The organism is Cupriavidus numazuensis (assembly GCF_905397435.1).
GTDB lineage: Bacteria > Pseudomonadota > Gammaproteobacteria > Burkholderiales > Burkholderiaceae > Cupriavidus > Cupriavidus numazuensis.
The window spans coordinates 1-24,740 of the sequence record NZ_CAJPVI010000056.1; the positions used below are offsets into that span (position 1 = coordinate 1).

Here is a 24,740-nt window from a genome sequence, read left to right on the forward strand (position 1 = left end):
AAGGCTTTCGTCGCATCTTCTCCCGGTTCGACAAGCTGGACGTGATGTTCATCGCCTTCATCAATTTTGCGCTCATCGTCGACGGGCTCAGATAGTGTGAACAGGCCCTAGTAACCCAGGCAAAAGGTGTGCATCAAGCCCTCTGCACTCCAGGGGTTCGCCGTGTCTATCACGTTGTACCTCAATACCGATGGGGTTCTCCACCCGCGCACGGTAACGTTCGAGAACGGTCACACACCATGTCTGCGCTGTCCTGGCCATAAACTCTTCGAAAACGCCGAACACCTTGACCGGCTGCTCCTGGCGTACCCCGACATGCGTATCGTGCTCCATAGCTGGTGGCCGCTTGTAGTCGGCTATAAGCACGCCGTTCACTGCATGCCGCCCTTGATACGGTCGCGAGTAATCGGTTCAACCGTTCCCGGAAATCGATTGCACACCTTGCATTCCAAGTCGCTGTCTTCGCGCAGGGAATGGCTGCGTCGAGATTTGAGAAGACGCATGCCGCCCTATCCAGTCGTCCTGGATTCCGACTGGGCACAGGTCCTGCCCGAAACCGCGGAAGTCAGCTTGATAGTAACTGGCGGCAACGGGATAGCAGACCCAATGGTCCTTGACCGGTTAGCTCGACTGCTGTGCGCCGCCGACTCAACGGGCGTCACTTATTCACCACTGTAACTCAAAGCATTTTTTCGGTGGGCATCATGGACAAAAATCAACGCATCCACGTCTTTATCAATTTCGAAGGTGTACTGGTTCCACGGGGCGCGGGCTTCCCGCCCGACTCTTCGTCTGATGAGGAAGGAAAAGCCTATTGGTGTTGGGCCGGGCAGTTTACGAAGCTCGCGCAGCAGTATGATGCCTCGCTCGTTCTACGGAGCAGTTGGACTTTACGCTGGCCAGTGGACGAAATCATCGGCAGGATGCCACGTGAGTTGATGGAGAGAGTAGAAGGTGCAACAGAACCCATCGCGGAAATTCAAACGTCCGGACTCAGGCGGATTGCCACGCAGTATGAGGTCGTTGCTCGATATGTCCGCGCGAAGAGGTTGAAACTGTGGTGCGTTGTAGATGATAGAGCAGAGGGTTGGCCAGATGCTGAGTTGTGGCGTTTGGTATGTCCAAAACCAAGAGATGGGTTGCGAGACGAGAAGGTTATGCAAGTATTAGCGAGTCTGCTCGAAGCCATTTCCAAGAAGAGCTAAAACTACTCATTGGAGTTGTAAATAGCATTTAAATGCTCGACACCCATTTCCAGTGACTTGATTGTGAGAGGGAGCAAGTCGCAATGAGCCAATATTTCTTCAAGACGTAAACCGGCACGTATCGCCAACGTTCCACAGGAAATCCAATTGCGAATCGTCGGTTCAATTTCCTCTTCTTGCACCGATATGTTGATTCTAGTGCTCCATTCAATATCACGTTCGTGTGTGAATGGAGTGGCGCGCGCGCGCAAGAAGGTGCGTCCAGATACATTTTTTGGTCTTCTATTGAATGAAATTAGCCAATCACGAGCATGCAAGTTAAGAGTTTCAAACAAGTAGGAATTATTCAGGCGGGCCTTAGTTACTGAATTCCCAGCTGCTGCGAGAGTACGTTCCCATTCGTTTTTTAAATCTTCTAGTCTCCGCTCGTCGATAGCGAGATGAAGTGGGCTTGATTGATAAATAATTCGTTCAATCACCAGTGGTGAAATCGAAAAATATTCTGATAATTGTTCGATGCTATAGCCTTCGTCACGCAAACTACGAATGTCATTTATCCAACTTTGGCTGAATATTTTGATGACCGGGTTTTCTGGTTTAAATCTATCATGAGATGAAACATCGGAAAAGTCGAAAACGAAGCCGCAAGAGCATTTTGCAGTCATGACGACTGTTGACGCTTTTCGGCGTGCGGATATTACGCGCGCCGTCCCGTGGTCCGGATTTCGACAACTTTCATTGATGCAATGATATAGAACATCAAAATTCTGCGATGCGATAGAGTTTCGATGCTCGATAGTGTCAAACAGGAATCGTAGCAAAGCATGGTAGAGGGGGTGCGTTTGGCGAGCAGTCCCCAATCTTTGCCAGATATATTCTAAATTTATGCTTCGAGATGACGATATACCCATAGCCGTGAGAAGATTTTCAGAATAAAAATCAAAAAAAACTTCAGAAACTCTTTGCAGGGGAAAGAAGTTCGTTGATGTGGAAAGGCCTAGTTCGAAAGCTCGAAAGAGGTAGTATTCTCCGAAAGGGATGTTCGGCGGTTGAAGTTCTCCAGTCAGCATGCCGGAAAGCAATTTAGAGATTGCCGTTGCTTGCATGAATTCAATCTCGGTGAATTCTTGTGAAATTGAGGTGATGTTTATTTTCACATCGGTAGCGTCATTCCAAACATAAGTGCTGTGATTGTGGTAATACGCGCTTGTGTTGTGCAGTGCGGTATCATGTATGGGGCAGATGAGCAACCCCGGAAGTTGATGTGTGCGATGCCAGTATGCTTCGCCGTATTCACGTATTTCCTTTGCGTAGCATTCTAGGCATATTCTTAAATACACGGGGTGCGCGACTGAGCTTATAGCCTTCAATCCGGAATGAACGGATGTAGACTCATTGCTTAACATTCGTTCTAAATATTTATTCTTTCTACTATCTGATAATGGCCAGGAAAAGAATGGAAATAAAGTAAGTTGCTGTGCAAGCTCGGTGCCGCTCAATGCCCAAATATCGAACGTGGCCGCGCTAGTATGGTTTAGGTACCTGGGGAGGTCGGTGACTGCGAGTCCACTTCGACCCGTCAGCATTTTCATTAGAGCCGTTCTGCTTATCGGGTGGAGATAGCTGACATAACGAGCGATGACGCTGTACAACAACTCGTCCGGGTAGGGCTTCGGTGGGGCTAACGTCATGACCGTTGCCCACGCGGTCCATGCCATGTCCTCGAGCCTTGGGTGGCGTCCGAGCTCCGTCCTTCTCTTGCGCGCTTTTGCCTGGCAAGCATAAGCTTATGTACCTTGTGAACGAGCGTCGACGAACGGAGGTTCGGGTCCTGCGTATATATCGTTTGCAAGTCAATTATGGCCTGTTTGTCAGAGTTTAGGTTTTTTTCTATAAATAATTTGGCGTCTTCGTATTGCGCTTTGCTGTGGCATTTTGCGCGATACTCTTCTCCCGCATCGGGAATGTCCGGTGTGCTCCGACTGCTTTTATGCAGCCCAGTCTGGCCTTGGTCCAATAGGTCCGTATATTTTGCCATTGCTACCGTGTCATTGGTGCGAAGTGCTTGAAGTGCCGGCGCAACCATAAATAATTTTTCTTCGGCTATCTCCCTGAGGAGGTCAGGCGTGATTCGGTCGATATCATTTTCAATCGCGCGACGTTGAGTAAGTATAAAGAGAGAAACAGCAATTCCAAAAATTCCCTGGGAAAGGTCGTGCATCAAATAGGAAAGTTCCCCAGTAAATTTCGTATACTTACTGGTCCATTGATATATCCAAAGTGCACTAATGAAATTTTCCCAGTTCCCATTTAGGTCGCACGGTTCCCAAAAAATGGCGCCGTTCTTTCCAGCTCGACGCAGGCCGTACACCGTGTCGGCTACCATGCTCTTCATGGAAGGGGTTCCAACAAAGAATATAGGTACCTGTGCTGTATTGTTCAATTCGACAAAGCAGTTCACAACGGCTAGCTGATGAATACCTTTTTGAACTAATCCGTTTTGTATTTCATCTATGACAATAATCCCGATTAAATGAATACCGATTACCTTAATAAGTTTGTCCTTCAGTCTTTCAACTGTGGGATTGCTCCCCATTAGCGATAAATAGTCCGGGCCACCTGCTTTGTGTATCGCTCGGAATACCGACTTTAGCGTTCCTTTCAACTGCCCGTCGTGAGCGCACTGGACGTAGATACAGGGAAAATGAAGGGTGCCATCCGGAAGAACGATTTTAACTGGGAGAAATTCAAGAGCTCTCTTAATTGTTCGACTTTTTCCTAATCCAGATATTCCCAAAAGACAAGCCATTGGTGAGCCAAAAGGGGCCGACTCGGGGCCTTCGAGCGGTCGATTGACCTCGGTGCCTATACTAAACTCATCGTCGGTGCGACGGCGAAGCCACTGAACGCGTCCCTTGCCGCGCGTGACGCCCATTTGCTCACGGTATTGATAACCGGCAACGAGGCAGGTATATATTGTGTCAATAACCTCGTAGTGATGCTCCATCGTTTGGAAAAATGTTTCAATGGTGTTAAGTAATGCAATCCGAGACGATTTTGGAAGGCGTCTTTCGGACTCCTTGTATTCGGGGTAGACGGAGATTAATGTTTCGTAGCTCTCTGAATCGAGTAGACATGGCAACTCTTCGAGTATCGAACTCTCACCCACTTCGAGGCCGAGGACTTCAGCTACACTAGGTATCTTGTCATTCATCATGATGGATTTTCGAGATGAGTGCGTTGATTTTTGCCTGAATCTTTGCGGACTTTCGGTTTTTAGAATCCGTTAGTAAGGACATCCTTGAAATTTTCGATGGTTGTGTCCCACGCGATTGGATTGCTGCAGGAGCAGTTGATTGGCGTCCGGCCGTATACGCTTGTTCGGCACTTTTTACGTCTCTCATATGCTTCACTATTGGTTGACGAAGCCCGGAGCTTGCGAGAACAACCCCTGTTTGCCTTTCTGCCTCGGACTGAATTTCTTGTTGAGCTAACATGCCGGCAACACGACCTGCTTGTGTACGGGAACGGCCTTTTGCTGCGTTATCTCTCATTCGGTACTCGAGTTCACATCGCTCAGAAAGGGCAAAATTTGCGTTTCCCGGGTGCTTAATCTTGCAGGGTTCGTAATTGCGGTGGCCTACCGGAACATAGAGGTCGCCGAGGCGGTTGATGTTGCACCTGCCTTTAAGGTGCCAAATGCCTTTTTGTCTGGCCCTAGCGGGCCAGCCTTCGCTGTGGCAAGTGGGGCTCGTATATTCGTTGCCACCATACTCAATACCATGTTCGGTGATTGCCACGTCGACTTCCGGGTAGACACACATCCGGACTTCATCGGGCGAACGATAGGACAATTCGCCGCTGACATTTGCGATACCCCAATGCCAGAGCATGTAAGGGATGGCAGGAAGACCTTCTCCGACCATCTCGGGTGGCGGTTCGTAGCCGGCGATTACTCGACAAGTGTTGTGCTCAATTACTGCCAGGATGACTGCACAAGTGAACTGGTCCAGGTCGAGTGCCGCGCTTTTGCGAGGGTCAGGAACACCTCGTTCTCCCCAGTTTCTTTCGACGTATCCTGGCAGGAATGGACCGAAGGGGGATTCATATATCCCAAAGCGGCGCTCCACTATGGGCTTTAAGTCGGGCCGGCCACCGGGTGCATTGTCGATTCTTACACGTAGGTAATCTACGATGTCTTTTCCTAGCTGAATACTTAAAAGCTCCGCCTTGTCTGCGAGCAAGCAAGCGGGAAGGTGAGCTGATGGCCATTGAAATCTGTCGATTTCGATGCCATACCTATGACAATATTCAACCTTATCTTCTACGCAATTGACTAACGCCATCATCGCCGCAATCCACGAAGGAGGCTCAAGGCCTACGTGTATGCCTACAATTAGGCGACTCCATGTGTCTACTACGAAATATATTGTGGGTCTACATACGACAAAACGACGGTCGATGCGACTAATGATGTATATGTTCGCAACAGTGGCATCGATTTGAAAGCGCTCGCCAGGACCGTGGGCGATATCGGTGGCCCTTCCCTCAAGGCCCCGAAGCATTAGTTCCCATTCCTTTTCTGTTGCTCGACTTCGCTTACGAGTAGCTAAGGGGTAGTTTGTATTGATGTAGTGCTGAAGCTGCCGAACTGTGGGGCGGCAAGCCGAGTCAATCTCAATAGCTTCAAGAGTTCCATCATTTGCGACAATCTTAGTCGTGTAGTAGAGACCGACTATGTAGTCGATGGCTTGCTGATAAGTCACCTTCTTCTTTTTTAAATGCAGATAGTAGTCAGCTGCCACCTGTAGATGTCGTCGAGTCTCCTCATTCGAGACCTGACCGAGGTTCTCCTCTATTGCATAGCGCCGCGGTCCACCAAGTCGCCTATCGCCCTTCGAGTTGCGTGGCTTCCCTGGTCCTCCGCAATTATCGAGGTCAGACTGTACAGCCGCCTTATTGAGACCGTTCCTCCAGTAGAGCTTGAGGATTTTTGTGATGTGCTGTCTGCTCACGCAAAATTCGCGCGCGAGCTTGTCGATATTGTGGGTTCTTTTTATGCCATAGAGAATCGAAAAATACTCTTCCGTTTCGACAATGTCTTCTATGAGCTTCCATCTGGCATCATCTACGCTTTGCTTGTCCTTGAGTTTTGTGTCCGCATCAACTGCAACGGAACCCGTGTCTGTAGGAGAATCTGTCTTGTAGTAATTGGGAAGATGTACTACTCGACAGCTTAGACCGCTGTAGTCGACTTTGAATTTCCCGGATTTTATCGCCGCCGTAACCTTGCTTCGTTCCAGACTTATTGGCCATTGGTCGGCGACATCGATGCGCTCCAAAACTGTGTGTAGTGATACACCGCCTCTGAATACCACGACATAGCGATAACCGGTCTCCGTTTCGCGGAGCACCAAGTTTTCTGCGATAGGGTATTCGTCTGTACTCCAATCACGCATGTGACTTACTTCTGAGATAGGCTAGAGCTCTGTACGGCGTTTGTGATGTCGCACCGGAGGGAAAGTGGCATTCCAACGGCAGCTTCGTAAGTGAACTTTCGATTGCGATATTGCGCCTCAGGCATGTTGCCCTGGTCGCTAAAGTTCCCATCGGGAAAAAGACGCGTGCGGACTTTCCCTGCAGGTTGGTTACATTCAAATCTGTAGAGAGGCGCTTCGTTGCCAATAGTGCTCGAAGAATTCCGAGATATGTACCCGCTGGAGACTTGCTGAGGCGGTCGCACTCCCCGCAGACCTTGGAGGCGGGGGTGTTTGGGTATTTCAGGAACGATACTAGGAGAAGGTCAGTGTGCTCCGGTGTAATTATTAAGCGCCGGTTGTAGCCATGTAGCCACTCAAGATTGTCGCCGTACGTACCCCTTAGTTCCTTGTCAATCCAAATATCCCACGGCACGCCGTTCAACTTGTTGACTTCTTCTTCGAGGCGGAGCTTCTCCTGGGTTCTTTCATTCCCAAACGCATCGATTGGTTTTACGGCTATGGCTTGCTTGTAGGTTTGCCCGTGAATGAAGAATTTTGCGACGATGTCAGTTGTGATGACAATGGGAATCTTGTGAATTGCATCTTCGGGGTGCTTAATTCCGAGCCTGGCCGCTACTGCTAGCGTTTGCAAGCGGTCCCGAAATGGAAACTGTTCAACAAGGCCGACGCATGCATCGTCGTACCATAGGTGGAGGGCCGCATACCACTCGTTCGTGGACAAGAAGTGCATATTGCGCAGGCCGAATTTCTCTTCACCACATACCCGCGTCACTTTGCCATGCGAAGGAACATCGGCGACCGTGTACCAGGGCTTGTATGTCTCCCTTTCGCCTAAGCCACGGCCTTCCTTCAGCCATCTCGCTATCTTTGCCTCATCTAGCGCATATTTGTATCTGCGTTGAGGAACGTAGAAGGGAGGTAGCCCGAGAGGGGAGACAATCAAGACTCGTTTTGCAGAAGTAGCCATGACCAGCGCCTGGTACGTTAGTTTTTAGTTAACTAACCAGAGTTAACTAACTTGGATGTGCTCTCATTAGTGAGTCAATAGTTAAGGATTTCATATCCGACATTTTTTTGTTAATCCAGGAAATGCATGATAGAGGGCATTTTTGATTTGCAAAGGTCTGTAACACTTTTATGCGTAGAGCGAAGGGAGGTGTGCTGGATAGAGACCTATTAGTTGGTGAGCATGGCGGTCAGATGGTTGTTGCTGACTTGGTACGTCGATGACGTATGCGGATTGAAAATTGGGGTTATCCCAATGCATAACTTCATCTTCGTATACTGAGAAATGCGACAAAATGGGGAAGCCGCGCGGATTTGATGCTATACGGGTGCCCTTTATTTCGTAGTCGCAGCTCCACTGAACATGGCCGTGTATCCAGAGACTGCAGCGACCAAACAGCCACTCAAGATTTGAGGCGTACGCTGGGTTCAGCGGATGCCCAGCGAAAGCCGGCTCCAAGCTGTTGATGTGGGGGGCGTGATGCGTGATGACAACGGTGGAACCATTGAATGGCTGCGCTAATACAAGGTCGAGCCACTCGACGGCCTTTGCGTGCTCGCGGAGGGCATCCCGCGTTTGAAACGGTCTGGTGCCTACATATATTGTTCGGTAGTCCCATATTTGGGTGCTGGCGATGCGTTTGGATTGCTTGTCGTGCCCGTAAAGGTTGAAGTCCGTCCAAAGGGTTGTGCCGACGAAGCGGACATCCCTATATTCAAAGACTCCGCGTTGAAGTAGGACGACGTTCGAATTTGTCTTCTGGGCGTTCGCGTGCCTGAACAGGTCCTGTTGAATGCGGAAATCCGTGCCGTAGAACTCTCTGTTGCCGGGTACGTAGATGACCGGCACAGGCCAGTTCGAGAGCGCCTCTAGGGCTTGGCATCCCCTGTGAATGTTTCCAGCCAACACAAGCACCTCGGCTTCGGCGGCTGGAGTGATGCCCAGAAGAGTGCCACCAAGCGATTCAACTACGTCCAGATGTAGGTCAGACGCTACTTGGATTTTCATTTCCGTCTCCTCGGAGATAACCCCTCACGTCGTGAAGTGCCGGAAGCGAAAGATGACGCCATGCACGGGTCGGGGGAGTGCAACGAACGACGCACGGGCGAAGTTCGTAAATCGAACAGCAGCGGAGACGAGTGAAGGAAGGTCGCTAGATAGAGCCTGCAGCGCTAGGCGTTAGGCGTAAGCGGAGAGTCGACGACGGAAAGGCAGGGATGTGAGGACTCTCGAAGGCTACGAGTTGCTCCAACTCGTGGTCCGCCGAGGGTGCCTGTCTGGGAGGCCAGGCGTCTGGTCACCTTGGGAGAGTACCCAAGGCTTGGGAGAGAACCCCACGACTATAGGGCAATTTGGCCGCGGCATACAAGAGCTCTAGAAGTGCCCTATGATGCCCAAGTTCGTTTTGGTAACGACTTTATGTGTAAGTAACGACTTTATTGTTCGCGGACACCCACATCACTTGGTGTAACGCCCTGTAAACGGGCGCTACCGTCGCATCATTGCGATTTCAAATGAGAACGATTATCCTTTCTGCTTGCAATCACATTTGTGACTGAAATGTCACAACACGTGCGCGGCCCCGTCGCCCCATCCACAGCAATGACCGAATCCGAGCCGGCTTCCGGCCAACAGCGTCGGGCCTTCTGGCTCAAGCATCTCCATCAGTGGCACTGGATCAGTTCCGCGATCTGCCTGATCGGGATGCTGCTGTTCGCGGCGACCGGCTTCACGCTCAACCATGCGTCCCAGATCGAGGCTTCGCCGAGTGTCGTGACGAGACAGGCTACCGCGCCTGCCAGCGTGCTTTCGGCGCTGAAATCCGCCATGCCGGCTGCCTCGGGCAGCGGCCGCGACGCCAAGAGCCCGGTGCCGCCGGCGCTGGCCGAATGGCTGTCGCACGAACTCGATATCGACGCAAACGGGCGCGAGGCGGAATGGTCCGCCGATGAAGTCTATGTGTCGCTGCCCCGGCCGGGCGGCGATGCCTGGGTCAGCCTCGTGCTCGATACCGGCGAGACCCAGTACGAGAAGACCACGCGTGGCGCCATTTCCTATCTGAACGACCTGCACAAGGGCCGCAACACTGGCCGGGCCTGGAGCCTGTTCCTGGATGTGTTCGCGCTGGCCTGCCTGGTGTTCAGCGTGACTGGCCTGTTTCTGCTCAAGCTGCATGCCGCCGGCCGCGTGGCCACGTGGCCGCTGGTCGGGCTGGGTCTGGTGGTGCCGCTGCTGCTGGCGATCCTGTTCATCCACTGACCGGTCCCGGCTTCCGTCTTTCGAACTTTCCTGCATTCTCCTGACGAGGTTTTCCGATATGCGCCGACTGCTCACCGTCACCCTCTCTGGCATGGCCGCCGTCCCGCTGGCCGGCCCGGCCTTCGCGGCCGACATGAACGTGAAGGTGGAAATCCCGCGACTGAACGTGGCGGAATACCACCGCCCCTATGTCGCGGTCTGGGTGGAGCGCGCCGACCAGAGCCCGGCGGCGACGCTGGCGGTCTGGTACGACGTCAAGAACAAGGAAGGCACCAAGTGGCTCAAGGACATGCGCCAGTGGTGGCGCAAGGCCGGACGCGACCTGCAGATGCCCGCTGACGGCATTTCCGGCGCCACGCGTGCGCCGGGCGAGCACACGCTCACTTTCACGGATGGCAAGGCCCCGCTGGGCAAGCTGCCTGCCGGCAACTACCAGCTCGTGGTCGAGGCCGCGCGTGAAGTTGGCGGCCGCGAACTGCTGCGCGTGCCGTTCACGTGGCCGCCGCAATCGGCCCAGACCGCCCGCGCCAAGGGCGAACACGAGCTCGGCGGGGTGACCGTCGACCTGAAGCCCTGATGTCCTTGATGCCCCTTGACGCCACTGCCGCATTGATTACAACCGGAGACCGACGATGAAGACTTTCCGATCGCGCCTTTCCACGCGCCTGGCCGTACTGGCGCTGGCGACCCTGGCCCCGCTGGCCGCCCATGCGCACCGCCAGTGGCTGCTGCCGTCGGCCACGGTGCTGTCCGGCAATGACACCTGGGTGACCGTGGACGCCGCCGTCTCCAACGACCTGTTCTACTTCGAACACGTGCCGCTGCGGCTGGACAACCTGGTCGTGACCGGCCCGGACGGCAGCGCCGTCAAGGCAGAGAACGCCAGCACCGGCCGCTACCGCAGCACCTTCGACCTGCACCTGACCCAGCCCGGCACCTATCGCGTGGCCGTGGTCAACCAGGGCCTGTTCGCCAGCTACAAGGAAAACGGCCAGACCAAGCGCTGGCGCGGCACGGCTGATGCGTTCGCGAAGGAAGTGCCCGCTAACGCGCAGGAGCTGCAGGTGACGCAGGCCGAAGGCCGCGTCGAATCGTTCGTCACGAACGGCAAGCCGAGCAGCAAGGGCCTGGCCGCCAGCGGCCGTGGCCTGGAACTGGCGCCGATCACGCACCCGAACGACCTCGTGTCCGGCGACACGGCCAGCTTCCGCCTGCTGCTCGACGGCAAGCCGGCGTCCAACCTGAAGGTCGCCGTGGTGCCGGGCGGCATCCGCTACCGCGACCAGCTTCAGGAGTTCAGCGCTACCACCGACGCCGACGGCAAGTTCAGCGTCAAGTGGCCGGCCCCGGGCATGTACTGGATGGAAGCCGAAGTGCGCGACGAGAAGACCTCGGTCAAGGCCGCCAAGACCCGCCGCGCGACCTACGCGGTGACGGTTGAAGTGCTGCCGCAATAAGGCAACTGAAGGTACCGTCCGCTTGAACCGCGTCCTGATCCCGCCGACACTGTCCGCGCCGCCGGTTCCGCCCGGCGCGCAGACTCTCGCGCAGCGCTGGAGTGGCGAGACCATGGGCACGACGTGGTCGGTCGTGGCCATGCTGGCGCCGGAGGCCGATGCCGACTCGCTGGAGCAGGGCATCCGCGCCGTGCTCGACAGCGTGATCGCGCAGATGAGCAATTGGGCGGCCGATTCGGACGTCAGCCGATTCAACCGCGCCGCGGCGGGCACGTGGGTCGCGCTGCCGGCCGATTGCCTGCGCGTGCTTGCGTGCGCGTTGCAGGTGGCGCGCGACAGCGGCGGCGCCTATGACCCCAGCGCCGGGCCGCTGGTCGACCTGTGGGGCTTTGGCCCTGCGCCGCGACGCAGTGCGCCGCCGGCGCCTGAGCAGGTCACTCAGACTCGGCAGCAATGCGGCTGGGATCGTATCGAACTCGATAGCGACGGAGGCCGCGCGTTGCAGCCGGGTGGCGTATCGCTCGACTTCTGCGCGATTGCCAAGGGCTTTGCGGTAGATGCCGTCGCGCAATACCTCTACGCCGAGGGCGTGGCGCACCACCTGACCGAAATCGGCGGCGAACTGCGCGGCCACGGCGTCAAGCCGGACGGCTTGCCATGGTGGGTCCAGCTGGAAACGCCGCCTGATGGCGCAGTCGCGGCGCAGGAGCAGACCCTGGTCGCCATGTACGGCCTGTCCGTGGCAACGTCGGGTGACTACCGGCGCTTCTTCGACAGCGAAGGCCGCCGCTACGCGCACACGATCGACCCGCGCACCGGTTATCCGGCCAGCCACGCGCTCGCTTCGGTGACCGTGCTGCACACCGAATGCATGATGGCCGATGCGCTTTCCACCGCGCTGACCGTGCTAGGCCCGCAGGCTGGCATGGAGCACGCGCGCCGGCATGGCATTGCCGCGCGCTTCCTCGTGCGCACGCCGGGCGGCTTTGATGAACATCTTTCCCCGGCCTTCGCCGCGATGCTGGCATGAACCGATTCACCGCATGCTGGCTGGCTGCCGTGGCAGGCGTCTGCGTGGCCATGCTGAGCCCGTCGCGCGCCGGCATGGCAGCCGGCGTGCTGCTGGCCTATGTGGGCTTCTGCGGCGCGGTGTTCGACCACCACCGTCGCCGGCGTGCCCGGGTTTCGTCGCTTGCCGGCAGCGGCCCCGATCAGGAAGGGGCGACGCTGGTGGCTTACGCGAGCCAGACCGGCTTTGCCGAGCAACTGGCCATGCAGACCGCCACCGCGCTGCAGGGCGCTGGCATGCCGGTGCATTTGCTCTCGTTCGAAGAACTCGATGCGCGCCGCCTCGCCAACTTCCGGCAGGCGCTGTTCGTGGTCAGCACGACCGGCGAAGGCGATGCGCCGGACAGTGCCTCGGGTTTTGCGCGCCGCCTGCTCGCTGGTGGCGGCCACGATGCGCTGCGCCAGCTTCGCTATGGCGTGCTGGCGCTAGGCGACAGCAGCTACGCACGCTTTTGCGCGTTTGGCCATGCGCTGTCGGACTGGCTGCAGCGCCACCATGCAAAGCCGTTGTTCGATCTGATCGAGGTCGACAACGGTGATGCGGGCGCGCTGCGCCACTGGCAGAACCATCTGTCCGCGCTCAGCGGCGGCGCGGAGATCGCCGACTGGGAGCGACCGCGTTATGAGCTCTGGCAGCTCGCGGCGCGCGAACACCTGAACCCCGGCAGCCAGGGTGCTCCGGCGTTTCACCTTGTGCTCAGGCCCGAGGGCGCCGTGCCGGGCTGGCAGCCCGGCGACATTGCTGAAGTCGGGCCGTGCCACGATCCGGCCGATATCGGCCGCTTGCTGAGCCAGCTGAACATGGACGGCGCCGCGCCGGTGCGCTGCGATGCGCAGACGGCGACGCTGGCCGAAGCGCTGGCCACGCGGCTGCTGCTGCCCGATGCGCATCTGGCCACGATGCGGGCCTTGCCGCCGCAGCAGCTTGTCGATGCGTTGTCACCGTTGCCGCATCGGGAGTATTCGATTGCCTCGCTGCCGCGCGATGGTCAGCTCGAACTGCTGGTGCGACAGACCCGGCATGCCGACGGCAGGCTGGGTCTCGCTTCAGGCTGGCTGACGAGTCATGCGCCGGTGGGCGCGCGCATTGCGCTGCGTATTCGCACCAATCGCAGCTTTCATCCGCCCGCTGATGATCGTCCGTTAGTGCTGATTGGCAATGGCACCGGCCTGGCCGGCCTGCGCGGCCATCTGAAGGCGCGTGCGCTGGCGGGGCGGCATCGCAACTGGCTGTTCTTCGGGGAGCGGTCGGCGCGGCATGATGGATTTTTTGCCGATGAACTCGAGGCCTGGCAGGCGGATGGCGTGCTGGAGCGGGTCGATCTTGTTTATTCTCGCGACGGCAATGCCTTGCGATATGTGCAGGACGCGCTTCGGGAGCGCGCATCGGCGCTGCGGGAATGGGTTGAGGCTGGCGCGGCGATTTACGTTTGCGGCAGCCTGCAAGGGATGGCCGGCGGCGTCAATGACGCGCTGGTCGATGTGCTTGGCGAAGCCGGATTGCGCCGGCTCACCGAGCAGGGTCGCTATCGCCGCGACGTCTACTAGATCCGCCAGCTCTGTCTATCCGACGTACCCGAGGATGCTGACGAACTGGCATGCACTGCCGGCCAGCACGAACAGGTGCCAGATGCCGTGGAAGTGCTTCACCTTTTCGTCGAACAGGAAGAAGCCGATTCCGGCCGTATAGAGCGCTCCGCCCGCTACCAGCCACCAAAGCCCGGCCGCAGGCAACGCCGCAGCCAGCGGCTGAAACGCAATCACCACCAGCCACCCCATCACCACATAGATCAGCAGAGACAGCACGCGCGTGCGGCGCCCGATCCAAAGCTCCTGCACGATGCCGATCACAGCGAGCCCCCAGTTGATCCCGAATAACGTCCACCCCCAGGGCCCACGCAACGTAACCAGCGCAAACGGCGTATAGCTCCCCGCAATCAACAGGTAGATTGCGCAATGATCGAGCCGCTGGAATACATCCTTGGCCGGCCCGCGCAAGCTGTGATACAGCGTGGAAATCGTATAGAGCAGAACCAGCGTGGTCCCGTAGACCACTGAACTGACCACCTTCCACGCGTCGTGGTAGAGGGCCGAGGATGTCACCAGCACCGCCATGCCGGCGGCTGCCAGGATGGCACCGGCCAGGTGGCTGTAACCGTTGAATCGTTCGCCGCGATACATGCGCCGTCCTCCGGAAGAACTCAGTCGGTGCGCGATCCGCATTGCGATTGCGGATGCGCGTAGCCATATTCTGGCACGGCCGCCACAAGTGACCGCCGCAAGGCCCTGTCGCGAGTCATGGCTTCGTTGCCGCGGCGCGACGTATCGCAGCCTATCCATCTGCGAAAGCGGGCGTTCCCTGAACAGGTGCTGCAATCCTGTTTGCACGGCCGTGCTGGTCTTTCACCCGTACGGGTTGCCCTCCGAAATGTCGTGCGGAATGCGCATCCCGCAGTGTCTTCTGTACGCCCTTGCAATTCGCGGGCGCATCGCCTTACATGAAACGTTCTCCGCGAACGACGAGGCACATCATGTACGGACTTACCCAACTTGGTGTCGTTCATACGCTGATCAGCCTCGTCGCGCTGGCGTGCGGCGTGCTGTCGTTATGCCGCAGCGGCGTGATCCGCGTCTATACGCCGCTTGGCCGCGGCTATGTCTGGATGACCGTGCTGACCTGCCTGACGGGCTTCGGCATCTTCCAGCATGGCGGGTTTGGCGCGCCGCACGTGCTTGGCATCATTACCCTGCTGGTCCTCGCGCTTGCTGCGTATGCCGCGCGTGGCGTGTTCGGAAGGGCGGGCCAGTATGTGGAAGTGATCGCGCTGTCGCTGACGGTGTTCTTCCATTTCATTCCCGGCGTGACGGAGACCACCACGCGGCTGCCGCTGGGCGCGCCGCTGCTGCCGAACGCCGACGCGCCGGAACTCAAGGCCATCGTCGGCATGCTGTTCCTTGTATTCCTTGTCGGCGCCACACTGCAGTACCGCTACCTGCGCCGTCAGGCCAGCGGCGCGCCGTCCGTGCTGCCCGGCAAGGTCGCCTGAGACCCTGGCCGCCGCGCGCGGCCTCCATTTACCAGGAGCGTCGATCATGAGCACCGTGACCACCAAGGACGGTACGGAAATTTTCTACAAGGACTGGGGCAAGGGCCGGCCCGTCGTGTTTTCGCACGGATGGCCGCTGACTGCCGATGCGTGGGATCCGCAGATGCTGTTCCTCGCGCAGAAGGGCTTCCGCGTGATTGCGCATGACCGCCGCAGCCACGGGCGTTCCACGCAGACATCGGCGGGCAACGAGATGGACACCTACGCCGATGACCTCGCGACGCTGCTGGACAAGCTCGACATCAAGAACGCCACCATGGTCGGCCACTCCACCGGCGGAGGCGAGGTCGCGCACTACATCGGCCGGCATGGCACCGCGCGCGTGTCACAGGCCGTGCTGATCGGCGCCGTGCCGCCGCTGATGCTGAAGACCGATGCCAATCCGGGTGGCCTGCCGCTTGAAGTGTTCGACGGCATCCGCAAGGGCGTGGTGGACAACCGCTCGCAGTTCTACCTCGACCTCGCCACGCCGTTCTACGGCTACAACCGTTCCGGTGCCAAGGCCTCGCAAGGGGTCATCCAGGAGTTCTGGCGGCAGGGCATGGCGGGCGGCGTGCTGGGCCAGTACGAATGCATCCGCCAGTTCTCGGAAGTCGACTACACCGAAGACCTGAAGAAGTTCGACGTGCCCACGCTGGTGCTGCATGGCGACGACGACCAGATCGTGCCGATCGATGCGTCGGCGAAGATGACCGCGAAGATCGTGAAGAACGCCACGCTCAAGATCTATCCGGGCGCGTCGCACGGCATGTGCACGGTCAACGCCGATCAGGTGAATGCAGACCTGCTAGCCTTCCTGAATCAGTGACGGGGAGCTTCGTTGGCGCCGGCGGTGATATCAGTCCGCCGGCGCGGCGAGCGCGGCGTCCAGCATTGCGATCGCCAGGCCGATCAGCAGCGCGACGGCGGATGCGATAAACCAGCGCACGGTCTGGCGATACTCGGTGACGGCATCGTCCTCGATGCGCAGCGCGCGGAACAGCGCGACGATCTGCAGCACCACCGCGCCGACCAGAGAAAGCGCGGCGAACAGCGCGCGCGCATTCCATTGCCCGGGGCTCTCGAAGCCCCAGAAGCGCCAGAAGGCCAGCGAGAAGCCGAGCAACACGGTGATTGCCGTGATGATGCCCTGCCGATAGCCCGCAGGTACGACCTGCGGCGGGGGCGGTGGGTCGGGACGCGGAATCTCGGGAGAGGCCACCTGGTGTGCGTTCAGGATGGGTGTGCCGGCACTTCCACCATGGCCAGCGTCGCAACCAGCCCGCCCACGACGTGGCTGCGATGTCCCTTGCCCGCCGTGTCTTCGAGCAACAGCGCACTGCCCGGCACCAGGGAACGGCGCTCGCCGTCGGAGGCCTGGAATTCCATCTCGCCGTCCAGCATGATGATCCACATGCGTCGTGGTGTGGGATGCAGGTCTCCGACCCAGCCGGCTGGAACCACCAGGAACCCTTGCCGCGCGGCCTCGTTCATGGGAGATACCCAGAATGCAGGCGCCGGCGGCGCAAAGTTGCGCTCGGTCATCTCCATCGACAACGCGCCGAAATGCGATTCGCCAGCCTCATCGGCATACAGTCGCCCGAAGGCCAGCGTGGAGTGGCTGTGGGCATGATGCGCGGCATCGGGCATGGTATGCCTCCCGCATGGGGCGTCATGCCCCGCGTAGTGTCTTGTCAGTCTAGGTCGTCGGAGCGGGGGCGTCGAGAGATAGGTTCTTTGCTCGATTGCGGGGGGTGGCGTTCTTGGCATGCGCTGCTGTTTTGCCGGCGTAGCCGGCGGGGCTTCTCGTTGGGGTGGTTATCGCTCTTCGCTGGCGCTGCTGTTTCGCCGGCGTAGCCGGCGACCTCCTTTTGTCCGAGCGACAAAAGGAGGCAAAAGCGCGTTTACGTGGTCAAACAAGGGCTCAATGCGATTGTTGCATCAGAGGACCGCTGGATTGCCTGCCGCGTAGATGATTAGGATGGCACAGCGCGTACGAGCGAACCCGGATTACGGAGTGGTCCCTACTAATAACCTCATCGCGGGGACGCCTACGGCTGCGCTACGCGCGGGTCGGAGTAAGACCGCTGAAGTCTAGTCCTAACCTCGCCTCGGTGACGATGCCTTGGGCGCATTGCATGCGCGTAGAGACAGGAAATTAGGAACTGGAACTGGAACGGGGGACTAGGGCGCCAGCGACGCTGATGAGCTTGCACCCAGACGACGACGCGCGCGCAGCGCAGCCGAAGGCGTCCCACCACTGACCTTGCTGAAACGCTGTACCCGAGTCCGTCTTGGGGATTGTCCAAAAGCCGTGCCGCGCGAGGCACAGGTTCTGACTCACATGGCGTAGCAGGGTCGAACGGCTGGCCACCATCGCAGGCGTCCAAAGCCGTTGGAACCACTGCCGCCGTGGAATTGATGGCCAGCGGCAACGACGCGCTTTTCTGCCTACTCTTTTGTCGCTCGGACAAAAGAGTAGGTCGCCGGCTACGCCGGCGAAACAGCGGCGCCAGCCAAGAACGATAACCCGGTCTCAACCAAAGCCCGCCAGCTACGCCAACGAAACAGCGGCGCCTGCCAACAGCGACAACCTCGCAAATTCGACGAACAACCAGAGAAATTCAACCTGCGACCACTCAAAACGCCACGCGCGCCGTCACACTGACACTCCGCGGATCACCAGGCTGCAAATAATTCTCATACTGGAATCCCCAATACTGCCGGTTGGTCAGGTTGTTCAGGGCCGCGCGCAGCGTCACGTCCTTGCCTGCCACGCGCGTGCTGTAGGTAGCGCCAAGGTTGAACACGGTATAGCCGCCCGCCTGCAGCGTATTGGTCGCGTTGACCTTGATATTGCCCGTGTACTTGCCGTCGATGCCAATACGCAAGCCCGGCACGAACGGCACGCGGTAGCTCACGCGTCCGGCCAGCACCAGGTTCGGCGCCCCGACAACACGGTTGTCGATGTTGGCGTTGCCCTTGTCATAGTAGGTATCGAGGTACATCGCACTGCCGCCGAATTCCCACTGCGGCCCCAGTCGGTACACGCCTGCCAGTTCCAGACCCTGGTAGATCGACAGGCCGTCCTGCACCCTTGTCCGTTCGGTGCCGTTGATACTGTCGTACTCGGCGCCGCGCTCAATGCGGAACAGCGCCGCCGTGGCGCTCCACTTCTGCTGGTCGGCCTTTACGCCAAGCTCATACTGCTTGCTGCGAATCGGGCTGAGCAGCTGCCCTCCGTTGGTATAGCCGCCGACAGTCGGCACGATCGAGCCGGGTTCCAGCGCTTCCACGTAGCTGGCATAGACCGTCGCGGCCGGCACCGGCTTGAACATCAGCGCGAATGTCGGCGTGATCACGCCATTCTTCGTGTAGCTGGAGGTCACCGGCACGTAGCCGTTTTGCTCGTAATTCGTGACACGCAGGCCCGCCAGCACCGACCAGCGCTCCGTGAGCTGCACGGTATCGCTGGCGAAGAACGATTTCTGCGTGATGTCGCTGTTGCGCACCTTGTTGAACGCGGTCGAGCTGAAATACGTGTTGGTGTTGGGCTCGTAGATATTGCCGATGCCGATCTGCTGGCCAAAGCCGTTGTCGTCATAGCGGTCGATCTGCTTCTGCCACGACAGGCCAGCGACGACCTGATGGCCGAACTGGCCGGTGCGGAACTTGCCTTCGAGCATGGCCTGCCACTGGCCCACCTGCTGGTTCTGCGCAGTGTCGTAGCGCGTGTCGGTGTAGTCGCCGGCCTGGTTGAGCATGCCATACAGGCTCTCGTTGCGGCTACGGTTGACCTTGTTGAAGCTGTAGTTGGTGCTGACCGCCCAGTCCGGGTTGACCTGGTAGCGCAGGCCCGTGGTGTAGAGCTGCAGGTTGGTGTTCAGGTGCTGATCGTTGCCGGCAAAGTTGCGGATACGCCCCGACACTGTGGCGGGCAGCGCTGTGTCGCCGTATGTCCAGAAGCTGAACGACGGCATCTGGCCGGTCGAGCGGCGGTCCTGGTAGATCGAGTCGAAGGTCCAGGTCAGGTCCTTGGTCAGGCGCGCATCGAGGGCCAGAGAGACCGTGTCGCGGTTGATGTTGCGCGCGTTGTACGGAGTCCCTTCCTCGTGCGTGTAGTTGAGGCGGTACCCGAACATCTTGTCGGGGCCCGCGCGGCCGCCCAGGTCGACGTGCTCGCTCCAGACATTGGCGGCGCGATAGCCGAGCTCGAACGCGGCGGTGAAGGTCTCCGTCGGCTTCTTCGTGACGTAGTTGACGATGCCGCCAGGCGTGGCAAAGCCGTACATGAAGCCCGGCAGTCCCTTGAGCAACTCTACCTGTTCCATATGCTCGTACGGCAGCGTGATGCCGTAGGCCACGAACGGCAGTCCGTTGATCTTGAAGCCGTTCTGCCAGTCGATCTGCAGGCCGCGCACGCTCAGGTAGCTGGACCAGCTGTTGTAGCCGTTGCTGTTGTCGGTGACAGAGGCGTCCATCGCAAAGACGTCGCCGAGCTTGCTGACCTGGCGGTCGGCCAGGTCCTCGCCCGTGACGATGGTCGTGGAATACGGCGTATCGAGCTGCGTGCGCGAACCCAGCGCGCCGGTGCTCGTTTTCTTGTCGAGCTGCAGGCCGGCATCGTCTACAGCGGTGGCGCTGACGGTGACGGTCGGCAGCGACTGGGCGTTGCCGGCCGCCGGCGCGGCCTCCTGTGCCAGCGTCGTGCCAACGGGGAAGCCGGTCAGGACGGCTAGCTGGGCCAGCGCGGCAAGCTGGCTGCGGCGTGGCATTGCGATCGGGCTCTTTCGGGCACGGGAGGACGGATGGCGCATCGTTCGAACCTAAATGTAAACACAAATGCGAGTGATTCGCATTTGTAAAGATGCGAATGATGCCCAATTGACGGGGCGTGCGTCAAGCGGGCGAACGCTCTTTGTTGATGAAACAAAAATGTGTGACGCAAACGCCGCGCATGCGCCTTTTCGTGACCTTGAGCAAGACGGTGCTAAGGCGTCGCGTGCCAATCGACCGGCGTAGCGAAACAGCGTGACGGGAGTGGCTATGTTGGGCGACTCCGGTCCAATTCGGACGGATCAGGCGAGACACTTTCACGGGAAGCACTGACAAATTTCGAATTCCTATTTCATTTTCGCGTTTTGAGTTGATATGTCCGGAAAAGAAAATCAAAAACAGTGATCAAATTAATTTGATGTTGATTGATATTAATTTATGAATATAACCACATTATATTGATCGTGTAATGGTCATTGATTTATATGTGTTGTGATTATCGATTCGTATTAATAGTATGACCCGTGCAGCGATGGTGCTGCGTGAGAAGGAGATTGCGATGAAGAGCATTTCCCGCGGATGACTGACCTTCACACAGTCCCCGGATACAAGGCATTGCTGGCCGCGCGCTGCACCAGTTCAATCACGCTATGGCTGGACTTCACCCTCATCTTCTCGCTTCTCAGCTATCACTGGCATGCGGACGGGATCACGATTGGCGCAGCGTCTGCGTTGTACGGGTTGCCCGGACTCGTGCTCGGACCTTTCCTGGGTTCGCTGGCCGACCGCCGCAATCCCGTTGTCATGCTGGCTATCAGCTATCTGGCACGCGGCGTCACGTCGGTACTACTGATCGTCGCGCCTGACCTGCAAATCTTCATCCTGCTCGTGTTGATCAAGGGAGTCGCCAACCTCGGTGCCATGCCTGCAGAGCAGGTTCTAATTCGTTCGATGCTGGACAAGGATCAACTCGTGTCAAACGCGAGCGTCATGACGGCGGTGGACCAACTCACAAAGATCTGTGCGCCATTGGCGGCGGCAGGCGTGACCGGACTCTATCGCCCGGCCGCCGGGCTGGGGTTGTCCGCGGCGATGGCAATGGTCGGTATCCTTTGCCTGCCTGCATTGAAGCGGGTGGTGCCTTCTCAGGTGCAGCGAGCGGGAAGCGAGCGCCCCAAGTGGCACTATGGGCCTTTGCTGCGGTTGGCCCGGGAAAATCGAAGGTTTCGCCAGGCTCTTGTATGCGTGCTGTGGCTCACGGCCATTCTCGGCCTGTACGACCCACAGCTTTCGCTTTTCCTGAGGGAGGAAGGCTTGCCGGCAGCGGCCTTCGGCATGATCGTAAGTTGCACTGCAGGCGGTGCATTGGCAGGCGCCTTGTCTTTCCGCACACTGCATCGACGGTATGGCCGGCACTTGCCGTCTGGCGGACTTGTTGTGTTCGGCCTGACCGTGCTGCTGCCAGGTGGTCTCGCCGCAATTGGCATAGCGATTCCGCTCCCGTTCTGGTTTGCACTATGGATTGCAAATGGCTGCGCCTACGGCCTGACCGCCATGAGCTTCGGCGTCACGCTTCAGCAAGAAAGTCCGGTTGAGGTGATCGGCACCGTCAGTGCCGCCGCACGGAGCGCGCAACTTGGCGCACTGGTCGCGGGTCCCCTGCTGGGCGCCGCGATTGGGAAGCTACTCGGTATTCCCCTGATGTTTGTCCTCAGCGGAGGCCTGGCAGTCATGGCCGGTTCGTTCATGCTCTGGGGCGTGCGAAGTGGGAAGGACCTTGTCGTCGGCCAGTCCAGCTCCGCAGAATATCCATGACGCTGTATGCAGCCGAATTGCACCGGCATGCCCGCAATGCTGATGCAGGAAGGCCAGGACGGGCTCCAGCTGCCGCCATCGCCGCGTCCGGCCCCTGACTGTGGAAAGGGCATAGCGTCGTTCGGCAATCGTGAAGGTCACCGACCACAGTCCATCGCTGTCGCACCGAGCGTCGATCTCATAGCGGCAGTGAAGGAGATCCGTCAGGCGATGCAGTTCGGAAACCGTAACCAGGGTCTGGCCGGCGGGTGCGTCCGAGGACGCGGGTGATTCGGGCAATGTCATGACTCCTCCGGGCGGGCGCGGCCGAGGACGGCCTCATGGCGAAAGATGTGTTTGCTGTGCGTCAGTTCGCCCGTGAGGTATCCGACATCTTCCCGAAGGGATCATTGCCTTAAATCATGGTTTGGCAGCCTCCCGGTTCGATTGGGAATTTTCCAGTCGTCAGTGGCTTGGATGGCGTGGTCGGTTGGGAGCGTCCTTCCGAGCACGCCACAAGGATCCCGGATCTAGATTCCCAACTGCCGCGCCGCCAGATCCTTCATGATCTCCTCCGCTCCCCCTCCAATCATCATCACCTTCACCTCGCGGTATAGCCGCTCCACGCGGCTGCCTCGCATATAGCCCATGCCGCCGAGCAACTGCACCGCACGGTCGGCGCAGAACTGGAACGTGCGCGTGGCCATGTTCTTGGCCATGGCGATCTGCGCGACGGGGGCGGCACCATCGTCCAGCCGGGCGGCAAGATCGTCCAGCATCGCGCGCGTGGCTTCGATACGCGTGGCCATGTCGACGAGCTGGTGGCGCACTACCTGGTGGTCGGCCAGTCGCTTGCCGAAGGTGTGGCGATCGCGCGCCCACGCGAGTGCGTCGTGGAAGCACACCTGCGCATAGCCGCAGGCCGCGGCCGCCAGTGCCAGGCGTTCGTGGTTGAAGTTCTTCGTGATCGCGGCGAAGCCTTTGCCTTCCTCGCCGATCAGGTTGTCGACCGGTACGCGGCAGTTGTCGAAGAAGAGCTGCGCGGTGTCGGAGGCCCACCAGCCCATCTTCTTCAGTTCCGTGCGCGACAGGCCCGGCGTATCGCCTTCGATCAGCAGCAATGACACGCCACTGGCGCCCGGACCCCCCGTGCGTACCGCCACCGTGAAGTAGTCGGCCCGCATGCCCGACGTGATGTAGAGCTTGGTGCCGTTGACCACGTAGTGGTCGCCTTCACGACGTGCGGTGGTGGTCAGGTGTGCGACATCGGAGCCAGCGCCGGGTTCGGTGATGGCCAGCGCGGAAATCTTCTCGCCGGACAGGATCTGCGGCAACACGCGCGCCTTCAGCGCTTCGCTGCCGACCGCGGCAATCGGCGGCGCGCCGATGGTGTGTGAGAACAGGCCCGATGCGATGCCGCCGGAGCCACCCCACGCGCGCTCTTCGAACAGGATCATGCGGTAGAACGCGTCGCACGGCGCACCGCCGTAGGCCTCGGGAAAGCCGGGCTGCAGCAGGCCCGCTTCGGCGGCCTTGCGGTACAGCTCGCGCGGAAAGCTGCCGGCTTCGTCCCAGGCTTCGGCGTGCGGTGCGACTTCCTTCTCGAAGAAGCGGCGGACCGAGGCGCGGAATGCTTCGTGGTCGGCGGTGTAGTAGCGGGGGTTGGGTGGTTGCAGAACCATGTTTGCGGGCATTGTCGGCTTACTCCGCGGCAGGTGCCAGGCAGTCGGGCAGCTCGTAGAGCGGGAAGCCGTTGAATGGCTCGGAGCGCTGGTGCGCGGGCAGGGCCCACGTATGCTTGGCGTTGGGCACGCCGCCGTCGACGCGCAGCGTCGAGCCCGTGATGAACGCCGCTGCCGGGGACAGCAGGAAGGCCACCGCCGCGGAGACTTCCGCCTCCGTGCCCAGCCGCTGCAGCGGCACCTTGCGCGCGAGCTGGCGAATCTTCTCCTGGAACGCGGGCGGATAGGTGTCGAAGCCGCTGGAAGCGATCCAGCCCGGGGCTACCGCATTGACGCGCACGCCGGACGCGGCCCATTCGCACGCGGCGGTTTCCGTGAACGACAACATGCCCGCGCGCGCCGCGCCAGAATGCCCCATGCCCGGCATGCCGTTCCACATGTCGGCGATGATGTTGACGATGGCGCCACCGTTGGCTTCCATCCACTGCGTATAGCACTCGCGCGCGACCAGGAAGCCGCCGGTCAGGTTGTTGCGCACCACGGCTTCCCAGCCCTTGAGGCTGATATCGCGCAGCGGCGAAGGGAACTGCCCGCCAGCATTGTTGAAGAGGCCGTCGATGCGGCCATGCACGGCCAGCACGTTGATGATGGTCTGGCGGACCTGCTCCTCGTCGCGGATGTCGCACACATGCAGCGAGATGCGTTGTGCGGCGCCTGGCTCGGCGGCGTCGATCTCTGCGCGTACCTGCTCGAGTTTTTCGATCTTGCGGCCGGCCAGCGCCAGGCTGGCGCCAAGGCTCGCAAGTTCATGCGCGGTGCAGCGTCCGATGCCGCTGCCGCCGCCCGTGACCAGCACGGTGCGCCCGGCAAACAGCTCGCGGTGGAATACGGAACGATATTGCATGC

Annotated in this window: 21 protein-coding genes and 1 pseudogene; 11 read left to right on the forward strand and 11 right to left on the reverse strand. The window is 59.1% G+C overall.

The genetic code is table 11. The features are described from left to right. The 3 genes and pseudogenes from KHO41_RS32485 to KHO41_RS32495 all read left to right on the forward strand — a co-directional run. Positions 1 to 95, forward strand: a pseudogene (locus KHO41_RS32485) (IS5-like element ISCARN85 family transposase); the annotation flags it as partial. 67 nt (positions 96 to 162) lie between these two features. Continuing rightward, entirely contained in the window at positions 163 to 678 is a 516-nt protein-coding gene (locus KHO41_RS42020) for an HAD domain-containing protein (protein ID WP_211957346.1), read from the forward strand. 26 nt (positions 679 to 704) lie between these two features. After that, entirely contained in the window at positions 705 to 1,205 is a 501-nt protein-coding gene (locus KHO41_RS32495) for an HAD domain-containing protein (RefSeq protein ID WP_211957347.1), read from the forward strand. A gap of 2 nt (positions 1,206 to 1,207) precedes the next feature. On the opposite strand, the gene KHO41_RS32500 is transcribed toward KHO41_RS32495, so the two are convergent. The 5 genes from KHO41_RS32500 to KHO41_RS32520 all read right to left on the reverse strand — a co-directional run bounded on the left by KHO41_RS32500 (position 1,208) and on the right by KHO41_RS32520 (position 8,720). Continuing rightward, on the reverse strand, positions 1,208 to 2,923 hold the full coding sequence (locus KHO41_RS32500; protein ID WP_211957348.1) for a TnsD family Tn7-like transposition protein: 1,716 nt from the start codon (positions 2,921 to 2,923) through the stop codon (positions 1,208 to 1,210). After that, positions 2,893 to 4,422, reverse strand: a complete 1,530-nt coding sequence (locus KHO41_RS32505; protein WP_211957349.1) for an ATP-binding protein — start codon at positions 4,420 to 4,422, stop codon at positions 2,893 to 2,895. The genes KHO41_RS32500 and KHO41_RS32505 overlap by 31 nt, the downstream gene beginning before the upstream one ends. Next, positions 4,412 to 6,664, reverse strand: a complete 2,253-nt coding sequence (locus KHO41_RS32510) for a DDE-type integrase/transposase/recombinase (protein WP_211957350.1) — start codon at positions 6,662 to 6,664, stop codon at positions 4,412 to 4,414. The genes KHO41_RS32505 and KHO41_RS32510 overlap by 11 nt, the downstream gene beginning before the upstream one ends. Further along, positions 6,657 to 7,673, reverse strand: coding sequence for a TnsA endonuclease C-terminal domain-containing protein (locus KHO41_RS32515; protein WP_211957351.1), 1,017 nt, complete (start codon positions 7,671 to 7,673; stop codon positions 6,657 to 6,659). The genes KHO41_RS32510 and KHO41_RS32515 overlap by 8 nt, the downstream gene beginning before the upstream one ends. 168 nt (positions 7,674 to 7,841) lie before the next feature. Beyond that, a complete protein-coding gene (locus tag KHO41_RS32520) occupies positions 7,842 to 8,720 on the reverse strand; it encodes a metallophosphoesterase (protein WP_211957352.1) in 879 nt (292 codons plus the stop codon). Positions 8,721 to 9,314: 594 nt separating this feature from the next. Here KHO41_RS32520 and KHO41_RS32525 point away from each other — a divergent pair. From KHO41_RS32525 to KHO41_RS32545, 5 genes are read left to right on the forward strand one after another with little or no spacing between them, the layout of a single operon-like run. Then, on the forward strand, positions 9,315 to 9,971 hold the full coding sequence (locus KHO41_RS32525; protein ID WP_211957353.1) for a PepSY-associated TM helix domain-containing protein: 657 nt from the start codon (positions 9,315 to 9,317) through the stop codon (positions 9,969 to 9,971). Between the two features lie 58 nt (positions 9,972 to 10,029). Beyond that, positions 10,030 to 10,548, forward strand: a complete 519-nt coding sequence (locus KHO41_RS32530; RefSeq protein ID WP_211957354.1) for a DUF2271 domain-containing protein — start codon at positions 10,030 to 10,032, stop codon at positions 10,546 to 10,548. Positions 10,549 to 10,603: 55 nt separating this feature from the next. Then, complete coding sequence (locus KHO41_RS32535) at positions 10,604 to 11,428, forward strand: DUF4198 domain-containing protein (RefSeq protein ID WP_211957355.1); 825 nt, start codon at positions 10,604 to 10,606, stop codon at positions 11,426 to 11,428. A gap of 22 nt (positions 11,429 to 11,450) precedes the next feature. Continuing rightward, positions 11,451 to 12,458 carry an FAD:protein FMN transferase gene (locus KHO41_RS32540; protein WP_211957356.1) on the forward strand — a complete coding sequence of 336 codons (1,008 nt, stop codon included), beginning with the start codon at positions 11,451 to 11,453 and terminating at the stop codon, positions 12,456 to 12,458. Then, positions 12,455 to 14,044: a sulfite reductase subunit alpha gene (locus KHO41_RS32545; protein WP_211957357.1), complete on the forward strand. Its 1,590-nt coding sequence runs from the start codon at positions 12,455 to 12,457 to the stop codon at positions 14,042 to 14,044. Before KHO41_RS32540 ends, KHO41_RS32545 begins: the two co-directional genes overlap by 4 nt. A 15-nt stretch (positions 14,045 to 14,059) precedes the next feature. Here the strand turns inward: KHO41_RS32545 and trhA are convergent, their stop codons facing one another. Then, a complete protein-coding gene (gene trhA / locus KHO41_RS32550) occupies positions 14,060 to 14,677 on the reverse strand; it encodes a PAQR family membrane homeostasis protein TrhA (protein ID WP_211957358.1) in 618 nt (205 codons plus the stop codon). Between the two features lie 350 nt (positions 14,678 to 15,027). Between trhA and KHO41_RS32555 the strand changes: the two genes are divergently transcribed. Both KHO41_RS32555 and KHO41_RS32560 read left to right on the forward strand, forming a co-directional pair. Continuing rightward, positions 15,028 to 15,543 (forward strand): hypothetical protein, encoded by a 516-nt coding sequence (locus KHO41_RS32555; protein WP_211957359.1) that lies wholly within the window; start codon positions 15,028 to 15,030, stop codon positions 15,541 to 15,543. A 46-nt stretch (positions 15,544 to 15,589) separates the two neighbouring features. Then, a complete protein-coding gene (locus KHO41_RS32560) occupies positions 15,590 to 16,411 on the forward strand; it encodes an alpha/beta fold hydrolase (protein WP_211957360.1) in 822 nt (273 codons plus the stop codon). A gap of 30 nt (positions 16,412 to 16,441) precedes the next feature. Here the strand turns inward: KHO41_RS32560 and KHO41_RS32565 are convergent, their stop codons facing one another. From KHO41_RS32565 to KHO41_RS32575, 3 genes are all read right to left on the reverse strand, one after another. Further along, positions 16,442 to 16,804, reverse strand: a complete 363-nt coding sequence (locus tag KHO41_RS32565; protein WP_244874143.1) for a hypothetical protein — start codon at positions 16,802 to 16,804, stop codon at positions 16,442 to 16,444. A gap of 11 nt (positions 16,805 to 16,815) precedes the next feature. After that, positions 16,816 to 17,232 carry a cupin domain-containing protein gene (locus KHO41_RS32570; protein WP_211957361.1) on the reverse strand — a complete coding sequence of 139 codons (417 nt, stop codon included), beginning with the start codon at positions 17,230 to 17,232 and terminating at the stop codon, positions 16,816 to 16,818. Between the two features lie 989 nt (positions 17,233 to 18,221). Continuing rightward, the gene (locus tag KHO41_RS32575; protein ID WP_211957362.1) at positions 18,222 to 20,357 is read right to left on the reverse strand and encodes a TonB-dependent siderophore receptor; all 2,136 of its coding nucleotides are present in this window, start codon (positions 20,355 to 20,357) and stop codon (positions 18,222 to 18,224) included. 580 nt (positions 20,358 to 20,937) lie between these two features. Between KHO41_RS32575 and KHO41_RS32580 the strand changes: the two genes are divergently transcribed. Beyond that, the gene (locus tag KHO41_RS32580) at positions 20,938 to 22,173 is read left to right on the forward strand and encodes an MFS transporter (RefSeq protein ID WP_211957363.1); all 1,236 of its coding nucleotides are present in this window, start codon (positions 20,938 to 20,940) and stop codon (positions 22,171 to 22,173) included. Between the two features lie 509 nt (positions 22,174 to 22,682). Here KHO41_RS32580 and KHO41_RS32585 read toward each other — a convergent pair. Together KHO41_RS32585 and KHO41_RS32590 are read right to left on the reverse strand one after the other, a co-directional pair. Further along, complete coding sequence (locus KHO41_RS32585; RefSeq protein ID WP_244874144.1) at positions 22,683 to 23,834, reverse strand: acyl-CoA dehydrogenase family protein; 1,152 nt, start codon at positions 23,832 to 23,834, stop codon at positions 22,683 to 22,685. Positions 23,835 to 23,853: 19 nt separating this feature from the next. Then, complete coding sequence (locus tag KHO41_RS32590; protein WP_211957365.1) at positions 23,854 to 24,738, reverse strand: SDR family oxidoreductase; 885 nt, start codon at positions 24,736 to 24,738, stop codon at positions 23,854 to 23,856. Positions 24,739 to 24,740 lie beyond the last annotated feature (2 nt).